This window comes from Micromonospora arborensis (assembly GCF_003205615.1).
GTDB classification, from domain to species: Bacteria; Actinomycetota; Actinomycetes; order Mycobacteriales; family Micromonosporaceae; genus Micromonospora; species Micromonospora arborensis.
On the sequence record NZ_PYBV01000030.1, the window covers coordinates 226262 to 239942 of the forward strand.

Sequence of the window (13681 nt, forward strand, 5' to 3'; positions counted from 1 at the left end):
TCTTTTTCGTCCCTGCCCGAGCCGCTCCCCGCGGAAGGCCCGCCCGCGACGTCCGAGCCGCCGGCCGTGCCTGCACCGCCCGCTCCCCGCAAGAGGTCGTGGATTCCGCTGGTGCTCGTGGGTGGAGTGGCGGCGATCGTCGGCGCACTCGTCGCGACGGCGGTAACCCTTGCCGTCACACGGACCCAGCCCCACGAGTACGTCGTCAGCGTTTTCCTCAAGCAGGACGCGACCGACGAGCAGAGGGCCGCTGTCGAGTCGGCGCTCGACGCCCTGGAGCCGGTGGAACGTAAGTTCGAGAGCCGGGAACAGGCGTGGGAGAACTACCGGAAGCTTTTCCAGGACCGTCCGGATCTGCTCGCGGCAGGCTCGCTGGAAGCGATGCCCGAGTCGTTCCGGGTCAGGACGAAGAGCCGGGTGTTCGACTGCGGTCTCCTGCTGGGTGTCCGGGACCTGGCCGTGGTGGACAAGATTCAGGTGATCCAGCGGCCCACCGACGACGAGGCCGGTGCGGAGATTGCCTGCGGCTGAGCTGTCGTCCAACGTGTCGTCGCGGTGGCCGATGGGAAGCGCTGGTTCGGGAAGCGGGACGCGCCACGGCGGGGCCGCCCTCTCGCCCCGCCGTGGTCCGGTTGCCCCGTGGTCAGGTCAGTCGCCGTCCGGCGGCGCCGTCAACTCGGCGTGCCGCACCGTGTAATCACCGCGGCTCACGGTGGCGAACGCGGCCGGCGCGAGGCAGGTACCGATTCGGGCCGGGCCCCAACTGCCTGCCTCGTCCTGGTCGAAGCTGGCCGACCAGGTGAAGCCGACGCGGTCGCGGCCGCGACCGCCGTCCTGGACGCTGAAACCGACGCGCTTGCCGAGGTGTTCGCTGGCCATCTCGTCGGCGCGGGTGACGATGCCGGTCAGGGTCGCGTGGCCAGGGCTGGTGATCATGCAGTCGACTGCGGCTTCGAACCGCACGGTGATGTTCTGCGTGGCCAGCCGGTGTGCGACCCACACCGTGCCTGTCGCGTCGGCAGGCGAGCTCACCTCCTCCCCTCCCGGAAGCACGATGGTGCGGCTGTACGGCGCCGACCGGACGTCGAAGGCGAACGAGCGCACGTCCCCGTCCTGCCCGTATGGCAGGACGAACTCCGCCGATCCGGTCACCCGTGCGGGACTGCGGTCGGCGGCCCCGGCCGCGGCCCCAGTCGCTGTCGCCGTCGCCGTAACTAGCATCGCCACCGCGGCGATGCCCCATCCGAATGCTCTACGCATGGCCGTCCTCTCGATCCGGGCCGCTTCGCCGCGGCCCTGCGTGAGGTCTACGGTGGACGATCTGAGCGCAGGATCGATCCCGCCCGAGGGGGGATCCGATCCCTCGCCGCCGGGAAGTGGTACCCCGGCCCGGATCTTGTCGGACTAGTCTTCGCCGCATGGCTTTGCGACCGGACGAGTTCTATGACCACGCAGTCGCCGCCGCGGACGGCGAGCGCCGGCTTCCGTTGGCGGACATGACGGGATGGGACATCAGCCCTTTCGACCCGGCTGGGCTGCGCGTGGCGCCGTTGCGTCCGCCGGTGCTCCCGGAGCCCGCGCGTCACGGCGAGGATCCGTCGGACTGCGATGCCTGCCGCGACCGGGACGAGGGGATCTGGTTCAACGAGCACTGGCGGCTGGCCCGGATTTCGGGAGTGGGCGTTCCACTGCTGCTCATGCTGTATCCGCGCGACCACTACGACATGGCGGATCTGCCTGACGAACTGGCCGCCGAGTTGGGATTGTTGAGCACCCGCATCGTCCGCCACATCCAGGCGTTGCCGCACGTCTCGCGGGCCCACGTCTATCGAGTCGGAGATGGTGGCGCGCACCTGCACGTGTGGTTCTTCGCCCGACCCGAGGGGCAGACCCAACTGTACGGGTCGTGGCTGGTCATCTGGGACGACCTGCTGCCGGAGTACCCAGCGGACGTCGCGCAGGCGGACGCCGAGACCGTGGCGGACGCGTTGGTCGCGAGCCACGGCGGTCACCGGTCGTCCGTGTCAGGAATTTCGGCATGACGGAGACGGCGTCGGCGCTGACCGAGATCCGCGCTCGGATCGACGAACTCGACGGTGAGCTCGTCGGGCTGCTCGCCCGGCGGGAAGCTCTGGTTCGGCGCGCGGCCCCGCTCAAGGGCGACCGGCAGGCGGTCCGTGCGCCGGACCGGGTGGCCCAGGTGGTGGCCCGGGTGCGGGCGCTGGCGACCGAAGCCGGCGCGGACCCGGACCTGGTCGAGCGGATCTACCGGGGCATGATCCAGGCCTTCATCGACCTGGAAACCGACGAGCACCAGCGGCTCACCGAAGCCTGATTGCTCCGGCCCGGCTCGCGTACGTTGTTGCCATGGCGACCTTCTGGACTCTGGGTTTCGATGCCGACGATCCTCAGCGGATCGCCGCCTTCTGGGCGTCGGCGCTGGGCTATGTCGAGGAGCCAGGCTTCGACGAGCCCGACGGTGCGTCCATCATCGACCCTGCTGGCCGCGGCCCGGCTATCGCTTTCCTCAGGGTGCCTGAGGGGAAGTCCGCCAAGAACCGGGTGCACATTGATATCCGGGTCGCCGGTCCGGGGCCGGGTGACCTGGCCGAGCGCGCTCGACTGATCCGACAGCGAGTGCCCGAGCTGGTTGCCGCCGGCGCGACAGTGGTCCGCGAGGAGTGGTACGGCGACGTCCTCGGCCACGTTGTCATGCAGGACCCCGAGGGCAACGAGTTCTGCGTCGCCTGATCTGCCCGCGGCGTCCCGAGCCGGGCGGAGAACTCCGCCGGAGAAGAATCGTCAAATGGCTATTCCTGCGAGTGCTTGAATCAGAAAGAGACACTGGGGCGGAAAACTCAATCGGAGCCCTCGATGAAAGTGACCCGACGAAGAATGTGGCAGCCCCCGTGTAAAGATGTCGTGTGGGCTCTGCATCGACAAATGATCCGACCGCCTCTCCTCTCCTGCTGACCGGGGAGGGAGTGGTGCTGCGGGAATGGGCTGACTCCGATATACCGTTCATGCCGCGATTGTTCGACGCGGAGGACATGGCCGCGAACACCGACATCCCCTCTCCGTTCGACGCGGACGCCTTCCTGGCCAGAATCCGGCAGCGCCGTACCCAGCGCGTCGTCGATCTGGCCGTGACGCGCGACGGGGGTGAGCCACTGGGCCTCGTCGCGCTCCACGTGGCGAGTGGGGTGTTGGGCTATGCCATCGGCCCGGCACACCGTGGTCGGGGCCTGGCGTCGCGGTCCCTGCGGCTGATGACGGCGTTCTGCCACGAAAAGCTCGGCTTCTCCCGGCTGCGGCTCGGCATCGTGCAGGGCAATGTGCCCTCGCAGGGCGTCGCCGAGTCCGCCGGGTACGTCCGTGGCGACGACGCCCTCGTCGAGAGGGTGAACGGGCTGGGGCAGCCGAAGCTGCTCGAAACGTGGTACTGGACCGCGCCGGCGACATCCGGGCGGTGACGGACGGCTTACGTCCCGATCGTCCGTGGCTCGGTCGACCGATCGTCGGCCGGGGTCGATCCGATGTCATCGGAGTCGTCCAGGCTCGCGGAGGACGCGGGTGTGTGGCCGAGTTCGTACGAGATCCGGTTCGCGGTCTCCAGGAGGAGCGGAAGGTTGCTCTTCAGCTTGTCGAGGCTTGCGATGACCTCGATGGCCGTAATCGAGGCGGCGGCGATGACCTGCCCTCGCGAATCCCTGATCGGCGCGGCTATGCACATGACGTAGGCGTCGTGCTCGCCGTCGTCGGTGGCCCAACCGTGTTGGCGGATGCGGGCGAGTTCGGCTTCGAGCGCTTCGTGGTCGGCGAAGGTGGTGGCGGTGAACCTCTCGAAGACGACGTGGGAGAGGAGCCGGTGGCGTTCCTCCGGCGGGAGGTAGGCCAGGATCGTCTTGCCGACGGCGCTCGCGTAGATCGACACCGCGCGCCCCACCCGGGACGGCAGCTTTACGGCGTCGAACGCCGGACTGTCCACCTTGTCGATGTAAATGATCTCGTCGCCGGTCAGTTGCGCCAGGTGCACGGTGTGGCTGGTCTCGCGTTGCAGCGCCCGCAGGTGGGCGGCGGCGAACTGGCGCAGGTCCATCGAGCCGAGCGCAAGCTCGGACAGCTCGATCACCCCGCTGCCGAGCACATAGGTGCCCGCGCCGGTCCGGCGCACGAAGCGCGCGGACTCCAGCGTCTGCAGGATCCGCAGGGCTGTGGACTTGTGGACGCCGAGCACGTCTGCCGCCTCCGTCAGCGACAGTGGGTGCTCCGCCGATCGACGGATGAGGTCGATCGCGCGACGAATCGATTGCGCCAAGGCTCTGTCTCCCCTCGCGCGACGGATACGCCATCGCATCCGTTGCAATATATGCAATATAGTAGACGCGATGCGCAACCGCCACTTGACACCGTTGCACATGGCGCTACGATCGTTGCAATTTCATCCAGATGACGCTGACTCGTAACAGTGGAGTAACGATGGGTAACCAGCGCGCTTATTTCGGCCTCGCCAGGGCGACATGTGCCCTCGGCTTGGTCGCCACTCTCTTGACCGGTTGTGGCTCCGACGACGGCTCCAGTGGGGGCGTCACCAAACTGACCTTCGCCGCCTCGACCTTCGGCGACCCGGGTCGTGGCCCCCTGCTGACAAAGTGGCTCGACGAGTTCAACCAGAGCCAGGACAAGGTGCAGGTCTCCGCCGCCGCGGTGCCGTACCCGACCTTCGGCCAGACGGTGCTCACCCAGATGGGCAGCGGCAAGGGGCCGGACCTGGTCCGCTTCGACATGCCTGAGTTCGAGGCCGCCTCGGACGCCGGCCTCGTCGCGCCGCTGGACAAGCTTGTCGATGTCAGCAAGTACGACCTGCTCAAGCAGCCGGACCAGTTCATGGTCCACGACGGTGTCCGGCACGGCATCATCTTCGAAGCGTCGAACTACGCGATGTTCTACAACGCCGACCTGATTCCGACGCCGCCGACCACCTACGAGCAGTTCGCCTCCACCGCGAAGTCGCTGACCAAGGGCGACGTCTTCGGCCTGGCGTTCCGCCAGACCGAGGCCGAGGAGGCCGGCGTCTGGCAGGACATCTTCAACTACGTCTACGGCTTCGGCGGCGCCTGGTCCGACGGTAAGAACCTGACGATCAACTCGCCCGAGAACCTCAAGGGCCTGCAGGCGTTCAAGGACCTGTACGACGCGAACGTGATCCCGCGCGGAGCGGACGCGGCGACGTTCCGGCGGATGTTCGCCGAGGGCAAGGTCGGGATGGAGCTGAACAACGGCGGCTACGTGACCGCCACGCGCGGCCAGAACGCGAAGCTGAACTTCACCGTCGCACCCATCCCGTTCCCGGTCCGCAAGCAGGGCGCGATCCTGGCGCCGATCGTGGTCAACGAGGCGAGCGAGGGCAAGGACGAGGCCGGCACCTTCATCAAGTGGGCGCTGGAGCCGCAGAACCAGGTCAAGCTGCAGGAGATCCTCGGCGCGAGCAGCGTGGCCACCGCCACGCAGCGCAGCGCGGAGACGCTCAAGGCGACCCCGTTCCTCCCCGTCTTCGACGGTCTCACCGAGACCAGCCTGCCGCAGATCGTGCTGGGGTTCGAGGCCAAGACGCCGGACATCCGCAAGGTGGTCGTGCAGAACGTGGTCGCGGCACTGCAGGGCAAGACCGACCTCAAGTCGGCGCTGGACCGCGCCCAGCAGCAGGCGACCGAACTGGTCCGCTGACAGCTCGACACGGCGACGCTGCCGGCGCGACGATCCGTGCGCCGGCAGCGTCCTTCCCCCCGAAGGATCAAACCCGATGACTGTGGTCGAGCAGACCGGAGCACCGAAGACAACACCCCGGGCCGGGGCCCGACGGCGACCCAGCCCGCTGGGCAGCAAGTGGACGCCGTACCTGTTCCTGGCCCCCGCTGCCCTGTTCATCCTCGTCTTCCAGGCGGTACCCCTTCTACAGGAGGTGTACCTCAGCTTCACCCGGACGAGACTGCTCAACCCCACCAAGAGCGAGTGGGTCGGTCTCGACAACTTCAACCGCATCTTCGGCGACCCCGAATTCCACCGCACCCTGCTGATCACCATCGTCTACGTGATCACCTGCGTCGTCGTCGCCATCGGCGCCGGGCTCGTCGTCGCGCTCCTGCTGAACAAGAAATTCCGGGGCCGCGGCGTGGCACGGGCACTCGTGACCGTCCCCTGGGCCGCTCCGGGCATCGCGGTCGCGCTCATCGCCACCTGGATGCTGAACGCGCAGTACGGCATCGTGAACCGCTTCCTCGACGCCGTGGGTCTCGGTGTGCCGGGCGGCTCCATCCTGGACAGCCCGCGCTACGCGCTTCCAGCGGTGCTCGCGACGACCATCTGGCAGTTGTTCCCGTTCACCTCCGTGGTGCTGCTCTCCGCGCTGCAGTCCGTACCGCAGGACCTCAACGAGGCCGCGACGGTGGACGGCGCGGGACGATGGGCCACCTTCCGCGCCGTCACCTGGCAGGTCATCAAGCCCACGGTGGGTCTGCTGGCGCTGCTGATGACGATCTGGTCGCTGCGGCGGTTCGAGCTGATCTGGCTGATGACCAAGGGTGGACCGGTCGGTGCCACCGAGACGCTCGTCATCGACCTCTACTCGCAGGCATTCGACTCGAAGGAACTCGGATCGGCGGCGGCCATCGGCATGGTCGGCGTCGTCATCTCGCTCATCGTCATCATCGGCAGCCGCCTGGTCGCCCGTGCCGTGGAGAAGGGGGACGTCCGATGAGGCGCTTCCGTTTCGGTATCACCGCACGGATCGTCGCCGTGCTCGCCGTGCTGGGTGTAGCGGTGTTCCCGCTGTACTGGATGTTCGTCACCGCGCTGTCCAGCAACAGCGACCTCTTCGCCGACAAGCCCCGACTCACGCCGGACCTCGGCCAGTTCGGGGTCTTCGTGGACGCGCTGGCCGAGGGTAAGGCGGCCGGGTGGCTGCTCAACAGCCTGATCATCGCCGTCGGCACGATGGTCCTCTCCGTCGGCCTGGGTATCCCGCTCGGCTACGCGCTGTCCCGGTTCTCGTTCTGGGGCAAGGCCGTGGTGACAGTCGTGCTGCTGTTCACGCAGATGCTTCCCGAGGCGCTGATGGTCGTCCCGCTGTTCGCGCTGTTCCGCCGTTTCGAACTGCTCGACTCGCTGGCCGGCCTCATCCTGGTGAACTCCGCCTTCGTTCTGCCGATCGTCGCGCTGATCCTCAAGGGCGCCATCGACGGCATCCCGAAGGAGTTGGAGGAAGCCGCCCGTGCCGACGGCGCCCGGCCGTTGACCACCCTGCTCCGCATCAACGTGCCGCTGATCGCGCCGTCGATCGCGGCGACCGCGGTCATCGCCTTCTTCCACGCCTGGAACGAGTACGTGTTCGCGGTGACGTTCATCTTCAATCCGGACCTGCAGCCGGCGTCCGTCGGCATCGCGAACTTCATCGGTGAGTTGGGCACGCCGATCCAGACGGTGATGGCCGTCGCCTTCCTGTTCACGCTGCCCGCCGTCGCCTTCTACCTGTTGGTCCAGAAGTACGTCGTGTCCGGCATGACCGCCGGTGCGGTGAAGGGTTGAGCCGAAGAATGAAGATCGTCTCCATCGACACGCTTGTCGTCGACTTCTACCGCACGAACCTCGTCATCGTGCGCGTCCACACCGACGAGGGGATCATCGGGCTCGGTGAGGCCACCCTGGAGGGTAAGGAACGCGCCGTCCAGGGAGCGATCGCCGAGCTGGCCGAGGCGGTGGTGGGCCTGGATCCCACCCGCATCTCGAAGATCCTCTACGAGACCGCGCGGGACTGGTACTGGCGCGGCGGCCCGGTGATCATGACCGCGTTGAGTTCGCTGGAGATGGCCCTCTGGGACATCTCGGCGCGCGAGCTCGGCGTACCGGTCTCCCGACTTCTCGGCGGCGCGACCCGGGACCGGGTCCGCGCGTACGCGAATGGTTGGTTCTCCGGCGCCGTCACCCCGGAGGACTACGCGGCGGCCGCGGGCAGGACGGTGAAGTCCGGGTTCCGCGGCCTCAAGTGGGACCCGTTCGAGAACTACGACCTCACCATCACCACCCAGCAGCTGGACCGGGTGCTCGCGCAGATCGACGCGGTCCGCCGCGAGGTGGGTCGCGATGTCGAACTGTTCATCGAGGGGCACGGCCGCTTCGACGTCCGGCACGCGATCAAGATCGCGAAGGAGATCGCCCAGTTCGATCCGGTGTGGTTCGAGGAGCCGTGCCCACCGGACAACCTCGACGCGCTCGTCGACATCCGTCGCTCGTCGCCGGTGCCGATCGCGGCGGGAGAGCGGTGGTTCGGCCGGCAGGGCTTCGCGCCGGCGCTCGCCCGTCAGGCGGTCGACTTCGTCCAACCCGACGTGACGCACGCGGGCGGGATCGCAGAGTTGGCCTTCATCTCGACGCTCGCCGCGACCAGCTACGTGGGCTTCGCGCCGCACAACCCGAGTGGTCCGCTCAGCACGGCCGCGACGCTGCAACTCGGTGCGACACTGCCCAACTTCCGGTATCTGGAGATCATGGCGACCGACGTGCCCTGGCGCCCCGAGATCACCAACGAGCGGCTGGTGCTGACCGACGACGGCGACGTGCTCGTCCCGACCGGGGTGGGGCTGGGCATCGAGCTGGATCTCGCCGCGATCGAGCAGCACCCGTTCACACCGCATCCGCTGCAGATGTTCCGGGACGCCGTCTACGACATCCGTCCCCGGGACGAGCGGTCCTTCTTCAACCTGGGGAGCGGCTCATGACGGTGCCACAGCCCCGAGGGCTGGCCGCCGACGCGGACTGGTTCGGGACCGGTGCCGAGGCGCTGCCCGACGATGCCGACCACAGCGTCCTCATCGGCCGGATCTGGGACCCGTCCGTCGACGGCCCCGCACCCGTGGTCGTCCGAGGCGGCGAGGTCATCGACATCAGCCACCGGTTCCCGACCGTCCGGGACATCTGCGAGCTGCCCGATCCCGCCGCGACGGTGGCCGGGCTCGACGGCCCGCGGGCGGGCGGATTCGGGGAGATACTGGCCAACACGGGTGCCGCGAACCGGGACCACAACCGGCCCTGGTTGCTCGCACCGGTCGACCTCCAGGCGCTCAAGGCCGCCGGGGTGACCTTCCCGGTCTCGTTGATCGAACGCGTCATCGAGGAACGGGCCCGGGGAGACCTGGCGCTCGCGGCGGACCTCCGTCGCCGGATGCTCGCCGACATCGGTGCCGACCTGCACAGCCTGTCGCCGGGCTCCGCGGAGGCGGAGAGGCTCAAGGATCTGCTGGTCGCCGAGGGCATGTGGAGTCAGTACCTGGAGGTGGGGATCGGGCCGGACGCGGAGATCTTCACCAAGGGTCAGATCCTCTCGGCCGTCGGCACCGCCGTTCCGGTCGGCGTGCTTGCCGCGTCGACCTGGAACAACCCGGAGCCCGAGGTCGTGCTCATCGTCCAGTCCAGCGGTCGGGTCGTCGGCGCCACCCTCGGCAACGACGTGAACCTGCGCGATGTCGAGGGCCGCTCGGCGCTCCTGCTTCCCCTGGCGAAGGACAACAACGCGTCGTGTGCCCTCGGTCCGCTGATCAGGCTGTTCGACGAGCGGTTCGGCCTGGCACAGGTGCGTGAGTTGGAGGTGGGTCTGGAGGTCCACGGCGTGGACGGCTTCCGCCTGGAGGCGGTCTCCGAGATGACCCAGATGTCGCGCGAGCCGGAGGCGCTGGTGCGGCAGCTGATCGGCCCACACCACCACTATCCCGACGGCGCTGCCCTGATGCTCGGCACGATGTTCGCCCCCATTCAGGACCGCGACCGCCCCGGTGAGGGCTTCACCCACAAGGTCGACGACGTGGTACGGATCAGCTGCCCGTCGCTCGGCACCCTGGTCAATCGTGTGCGGCATGCCGAGGAGTGCGAGCCTTGGCAGTTCGGCGTCCGCGATCTGATGAGCAATCTGGCGAGGAGAGAACTGCTGTGAACGTGGTGAACACGGTCGATCCGCGCGACGCCCGACGTCGCGCGACGGATCTCACCGAGACGGACGAGTCTCGGCTGGAGGCGGTTGCCGGCCAGGCGTCCCGGGCGGCGCAGTGGCTGGCCGGCCTGGGACGACTCGGCAGAGCCGACCTGCTGGACGCGATCGCGGCGTCCCTGGAGTCCCGCCGCGTGGACCTGGTCGCGGCCGCCGAGGCGGAGACCGGGCTGAGTCACGCGCGACTCGACGGGGAGCTGACCCGATCCGCGGTCCAGTTCCGGATGTTCGGCGATGTGCTGCGCGACGGTGGGTACGTCGAGGCGGCCATCGACCACGCCGCCGACACACCGCTCGGGCGCGGCCCGGACCTGCGACGGATGCTCGTACCCCTCGGGCCGGTCGCGGTCTTCGGGGCGAGCAACTTCCCGTTCGCCTTCTCGGTCGCCGGCGGCGACACCGCTGCCGCGCTCGCCGCGGGCTGTCCGACCGTCCTGAAGGCCCACCCGTCGCACCCGCTGACATCGCACGCCTCCGCCGAGGCGATCGAGGCGGCCATCCGTGACCTGGGCGGGCCCGATGGTGTGATCGCGACCGTGTACGGGGAGGAGGCGGGCCGTTCGCTGGTGCGCCACCCCGCGATCCGCGCGGCCGCTCTGACCGGCTCCGTCGGCGCCGCCCGCGCCATCCAGGCGGCCATCGACGAACGGCCCGATCCCATTCCGCTGTACGCCGAACTGAGCAGCGTGAACCCGATCGTCGTCCTGCCCGGTGCGGCAGCCGACCGGGGCGACCAGATCGCCGAGGGGCTGTTCGCCTCCTTCACGGGGTCGGGCGGTCAACTGTGCACCAAGCCGGGGCTGGCGTTCATCCCGTCGGACCCGGACGCTGACCACCTGGTCGACACGCTGCGGGAGAAGGTTGCCGCCGCCGGCGGTGCGGTGCTGCTCAACGAGCGCATCCGGGACGCGTACGAGGAACGGGCTGCGGCATTCGAGCGGGCGGGCGCTCAGGTGTCGGCGCGGCCGCAGGTCGAGCCCGGCGCGGGCTTCACCGTCGCACCGATGCTCCTGGAGGTCGGTCTGTCGGGCCTGACCGCTGAGATCGCCGAGGAGTGCTTCGGCCCGCTCATGGTCGTGGTCCGGTATCACGACGTCGCCGAACTCGACGCCGTGTTGGCGACCGTCGCACCGTCGCTGACCGGTTCCATCCATCGCGGACCGGACGACGACGCCGACGTCGTACGCCGGTTGGTCGACGTGTTCGCCGCCCGCTCGGGGCGCATCGTCTTCGACGGCTATCCCACGGGGGTCCGTGTGTCGTGGGCGCAACACCATGGCGGGCCCTGGCCGTCGACCAACGCCGTGCACACCTCGGTGGGCGCCACGTCGATCCGGCGATTCCTCCGCCCTCTGGCGTGGCAGGACGCGCCGAATTGGATCCTTCCGGAGGAACTGCGGGACGAGTACAAGGCCATTCCACGGCGAGTTGACGGGAAATTGGAATCAGGGGTGGCGTAGCGCGTCGGTAGGTCACTCCCGCCCGGCCTTCCTGGTCGCGACCGGTCGATTCGTGGTCGCGACCAGGAAGGCCAGAGCTGTATCTGCGCGCCAGCGATTCGGGTGCGCCGCTGAATCGCGCCCTAATTGATGCCCGGATAATCCGTCGAAATAAGTGTCCCGTCCCGCCTTGACCGTCCCTAATGGATGATTGTATTTTCGACGGGGAGCGATGTTAACGCTCACATCGTGGCATCGCCCGAGATTGGTATTCGTTCGCCTCACCATCGAATTGTCGGTCGGCCCGCTGCTGCGACCCGACCACACCGAAGAGGGAGCAGGTACATGCCCGTCGCAATTCCCCGTCCCCTGACGCCGGCGCCGAGGCGTCGGCTGATGCTCGCACTGCTCGCCGCCGTCACCGTCGCGGCCGGAACGGTCGCCGTCCCCGCGGCGTCGGCCGCGCCGCCCGCACCGCCCGCACCCCTGGGCCCGACCGTCACCCGCACCGACAAGGCGCCGACCGGGTACACCGTCACCTTCCGGTACCGGGCACCCGCGGACGTCCAGCAGGTCCACGTCTACGGCGACTGGTTCTACTCTCGACCGGAGAACATCACCTGCCAGGACTGCGGCGACGCGCGACCCCCCGCCGAATGGCAGCCCGGCGACGTCGCGGCCACCCCGTGGCACATCCAGGCCATGCAGAAGGGCCCCGACGGGGTGTGGACGTTCACCACTCCGCTGCCCGCGGGCACCTTCCGCTACGCGTTCACCCACGACTGCGCCAACGAGCTCGCCACCGGCTGCACCCTGTACGACGACCCCGCGAACCGGTGGCAGATCCAGCCGCAGTACCCGGGAGCGCCCGGCGCGGTCCGCAGCACGATCTTCGTACCGGAGAACAAGAAGTTCCCGACGTACGACACCGACTACCAGGCGCCGGTCACCAAGGTCGGCCGGCTGGAGTCCCGGCGGTACACCTCGCCGCTGTCGACCAACCCGGCAGGCGTGCACGACATCGTCGTCTACCTGCCGAACGGCTACGACCCCAACCGGGCCACGCCGTACCCGACGCTCTACCTGAGCCACGGCAGCGGTGACCACTCGACGGCCTGGACGATGCAGGGCGTGGCCCACCTCATCCTGGAGAACGCGATCAAGGACGGTGCCGTCGAGCCGATGGTGATCGTGTCCACCGACTTCAACGGCCTGCCCGGCGGCAACGAGGGCTACGTCAACGAACTGCGGAACAACATCTTCCCGTTCGTCGAGCAGAACTACCACGTCTCCACCCGCCCGCAGGACCGCGCGTTCGCCGGCTTCTCCGCCGGTGGCAGCCGGGCATACACCCTCATGTACGACCACACCGACCTGTTCGGCTACCACGCCGCCTGGAGCGCGGGCGGACCAGCCGCCACCCCGGCGCAGATCGACAGCATGAAGGCGGTGGCCGGCGGCATCATGATCGGCGCCGGGCTGCAGGACCGCCTGGGCAACATCGCCGAGAACTCGCAGCGCAACGCCGCCGCCCTGCGGGCCGCCGGGGTCGAATTGGACGAGTACAACGTGCCCGGCGTGCACACCTGGCACGTCTGGCGCCCGCTGCTCGACCACTACCTGCGGACCCTGACGTTCCGTTCCACCACCACCGGGCTCGACGTCACAACGGCACCGGCAGGCGCCTCGCACAACATCAAGGTCGCCGCTACGGCGACGGTTGGTGCCGTCAGCACCACCACCGCCGCTCCCTCCGGCACTGTCGACTTCTACGCCGGTGACACGCTCCTCGGGTCGGCATCGGTGCACAACGGTGTCGCCCGGCTGAAGAAGACCGTCCATGGTGAGCTGGACGGTCCGGTCGTCGCCCGCTACCAGGGTGACAAGCTCTTCAACGAATCCGAGAGCGCGCCGGTCGCCGGCCGGTAATTCCAGGTCTCACGGCCTAGACGAGTAAGACGGGGCTGCGGGCGCAGCGAAGGACGCTCGCCATCCGTTTTGGCTGTCTGGCCCGTCGATGTTGAGCGATATACCTCAGAGGTATGAATATGACTCTGAGGTATATCGCTTACTCTCGCATCCGCCCTGACGGAGGCCCCCAACCAGGGTTAGGAATTACTCGTCTAGGAGCGTCGGTCAGCTGTGCACGATCGTGTAGACGTCCCGGCGGCGCAGCGCGTACTCGGTGGCGACGTCGGTGATGGCG

At 68.4% G+C, this 13681-nt stretch carries 14 protein-coding genes; 12 read left to right on the forward strand and 2 right to left on the reverse strand.

Features of this window, described 5'->3' with window-relative positions:
- Positions 1 to 111: 111 nt before the first annotated feature.
- Positions 112 to 531, forward strand: coding sequence for a permease-like cell division protein FtsX (locus C7C45_RS23755; RefSeq protein WP_146247391.1), 420 nt, complete (start codon positions 112 to 114; stop codon positions 529 to 531).
- A gap of 117 nt (positions 532 to 648) precedes the next feature.
- Here the strand turns inward: C7C45_RS23755 and C7C45_RS23760 are convergent, their stop codons facing one another.
- Positions 649 to 1260: a hypothetical protein gene (locus C7C45_RS23760; RefSeq protein WP_110565909.1), complete on the reverse strand. Its 612-nt coding sequence runs from the start codon at positions 1258 to 1260 to the stop codon at positions 649 to 651.
- 158 nt (positions 1261 to 1418) lie between these two features.
- On the opposite strand from C7C45_RS23760, the gene C7C45_RS23765 reads away from it, so the two are divergent.
- The 4 genes from C7C45_RS23765 (at position 1419) to C7C45_RS23780 (ending at position 3473) form a co-directional block, all read left to right on the forward strand.
- The gene (locus C7C45_RS23765) at positions 1419 to 2042 is read left to right on the forward strand and encodes an HIT family protein (protein ID WP_110565910.1); all 624 of its coding nucleotides are present in this window, start codon (positions 1419 to 1421) and stop codon (positions 2040 to 2042) included.
- A complete protein-coding gene (locus C7C45_RS23770; RefSeq protein ID WP_110565911.1) occupies positions 2039 to 2335 on the forward strand; it encodes a chorismate mutase in 297 nt (98 codons plus the stop codon). Before C7C45_RS23765 ends, C7C45_RS23770 begins: the two co-directional genes overlap by 4 nt.
- Before the next feature lie 32 nt (positions 2336 to 2367).
- Positions 2368 to 2751, forward strand: a complete 384-nt coding sequence (locus C7C45_RS23775; RefSeq protein ID WP_110565912.1) for a VOC family protein — start codon at positions 2368 to 2370, stop codon at positions 2749 to 2751.
- A gap of 236 nt (positions 2752 to 2987) precedes the next feature.
- Positions 2988 to 3473: a GNAT family N-acetyltransferase gene (locus tag C7C45_RS23780; RefSeq protein WP_280101391.1), complete on the forward strand. Its 486-nt coding sequence runs from the start codon at positions 2988 to 2990 to the stop codon at positions 3471 to 3473.
- An 8-nt stretch (positions 3474 to 3481) separates the two neighbouring features.
- Here C7C45_RS23780 and C7C45_RS23785 read toward each other — a convergent pair whose 3' ends face one another.
- Complete coding sequence (locus C7C45_RS23785; RefSeq protein ID WP_110565914.1) at positions 3482 to 4420, reverse strand: IclR family transcriptional regulator; 939 nt, start codon at positions 4418 to 4420, stop codon at positions 3482 to 3484.
- 59 nt (positions 4421 to 4479) lie between these two features.
- Here C7C45_RS23785 and C7C45_RS23790 point away from each other — a divergent pair, with 59 nt between their 5' ends.
- The 7 genes from C7C45_RS23790 (at position 4480) to C7C45_RS23820 (ending at position 13404) form a co-directional block, all read left to right on the forward strand.
- Positions 4480 to 5727, forward strand: a complete 1248-nt coding sequence (locus tag C7C45_RS23790; protein ID WP_167454809.1) for an ABC transporter substrate-binding protein — start codon at positions 4480 to 4482, stop codon at positions 5725 to 5727.
- Positions 5728 to 5803: 76 nt separating this feature from the next.
- On the forward strand, positions 5804 to 6757 hold the full coding sequence (locus C7C45_RS23795; RefSeq protein ID WP_110565916.1) for a carbohydrate ABC transporter permease: 954 nt from the start codon (positions 5804 to 5806) through the stop codon (positions 6755 to 6757).
- A complete protein-coding gene (locus C7C45_RS23800) occupies positions 6754 to 7584 on the forward strand; it encodes a carbohydrate ABC transporter permease (protein WP_110565917.1) in 831 nt (276 codons plus the stop codon). Before C7C45_RS23795 ends, C7C45_RS23800 begins: the two co-directional genes overlap by 4 nt.
- An 8-nt stretch (positions 7585 to 7592) precedes the next feature.
- Positions 7593 to 8774 carry a mandelate racemase/muconate lactonizing enzyme family protein gene (locus C7C45_RS23805; protein WP_110565918.1) on the forward strand — a complete coding sequence of 394 codons (1182 nt, stop codon included), beginning with the start codon at positions 7593 to 7595 and terminating at the stop codon, positions 8772 to 8774.
- Positions 8771 to 9982 carry a fumarylacetoacetate hydrolase family protein gene (locus C7C45_RS23810; protein WP_110565919.1) on the forward strand — a complete coding sequence of 404 codons (1212 nt, stop codon included), beginning with the start codon at positions 8771 to 8773 and terminating at the stop codon, positions 9980 to 9982. The genes C7C45_RS23805 and C7C45_RS23810 overlap by 4 nt, the downstream gene beginning before the upstream one ends.
- Complete coding sequence (locus tag C7C45_RS23815) at positions 9979 to 11496, forward strand: aldehyde dehydrogenase (NADP(+)) (protein ID WP_110565920.1); 1518 nt, start codon at positions 9979 to 9981, stop codon at positions 11494 to 11496. The genes C7C45_RS23810 and C7C45_RS23815 overlap by 4 nt, the downstream gene beginning before the upstream one ends.
- A gap of 324 nt (positions 11497 to 11820) precedes the next feature.
- Positions 11821 to 13404 carry an alpha/beta hydrolase-fold protein gene (locus C7C45_RS23820; RefSeq protein ID WP_146247393.1) on the forward strand — a complete coding sequence of 528 codons (1584 nt, stop codon included), beginning with the start codon at positions 11821 to 11823 and terminating at the stop codon, positions 13402 to 13404.
- Positions 13405 to 13681 lie beyond the last annotated feature (277 nt).

Bases quoted from the DNA above. Each gene is read 5' to 3' on its own strand.
- C7C45_RS23810 (WP_110565919.1), top strand. From the start codon at position 8,771: ATGACGGTGCCACAGCCCCGAGGGCTGGCCGCCGACGCGGACTGGTTC.
- C7C45_RS23800 (WP_110565917.1), top strand. From the start codon at position 6,754: ATGAGGCGCTTCCGTTTCGGTATCACCGCACGGATCGTCGCCGTGCTC.
- C7C45_RS23760 (WP_110565909.1), bottom strand. From the start codon at position 1,260: ATGCGTAGAGCATTCGGATGGGGCATCGCCGCGGTGGCGATGCTAGTT.
- C7C45_RS23795 (WP_110565916.1), top strand. From the start codon at position 5,804: ATGACTGTGGTCGAGCAGACCGGAGCACCGAAGACAACACCCCGGGCC.
- C7C45_RS23820 (WP_146247393.1), top strand. From the start codon at position 11,821: ATGCCCGTCGCAATTCCCCGTCCCCTGACGCCGGCGCCGAGGCGTCGG.
- C7C45_RS23805 (WP_110565918.1), top strand. From the start codon at position 7,593: ATGAAGATCGTCTCCATCGACACGCTTGTCGTCGACTTCTACCGCACG.
- C7C45_RS23765 (WP_110565910.1), top strand. From the start codon at position 1,419: ATGGCTTTGCGACCGGACGAGTTCTATGACCACGCAGTCGCCGCCGCG.
- C7C45_RS23785 (WP_110565914.1), bottom strand. From the start codon at position 4,420: ATGTGCAACGGTGTCAAGTGGCGGTTGCGCATCGCGTCTACTATATTG.
- C7C45_RS23790 (WP_167454809.1), top strand. From the start codon at position 4,480: ATGGGTAACCAGCGCGCTTATTTCGGCCTCGCCAGGGCGACATGTGCC.
- C7C45_RS23775 (WP_110565912.1), top strand. From the start codon at position 2,368: ATGGCGACCTTCTGGACTCTGGGTTTCGATGCCGACGATCCTCAGCGG.
- C7C45_RS23770 (WP_110565911.1), top strand. From the start codon at position 2,039: ATGACGGAGACGGCGTCGGCGCTGACCGAGATCCGCGCTCGGATCGAC.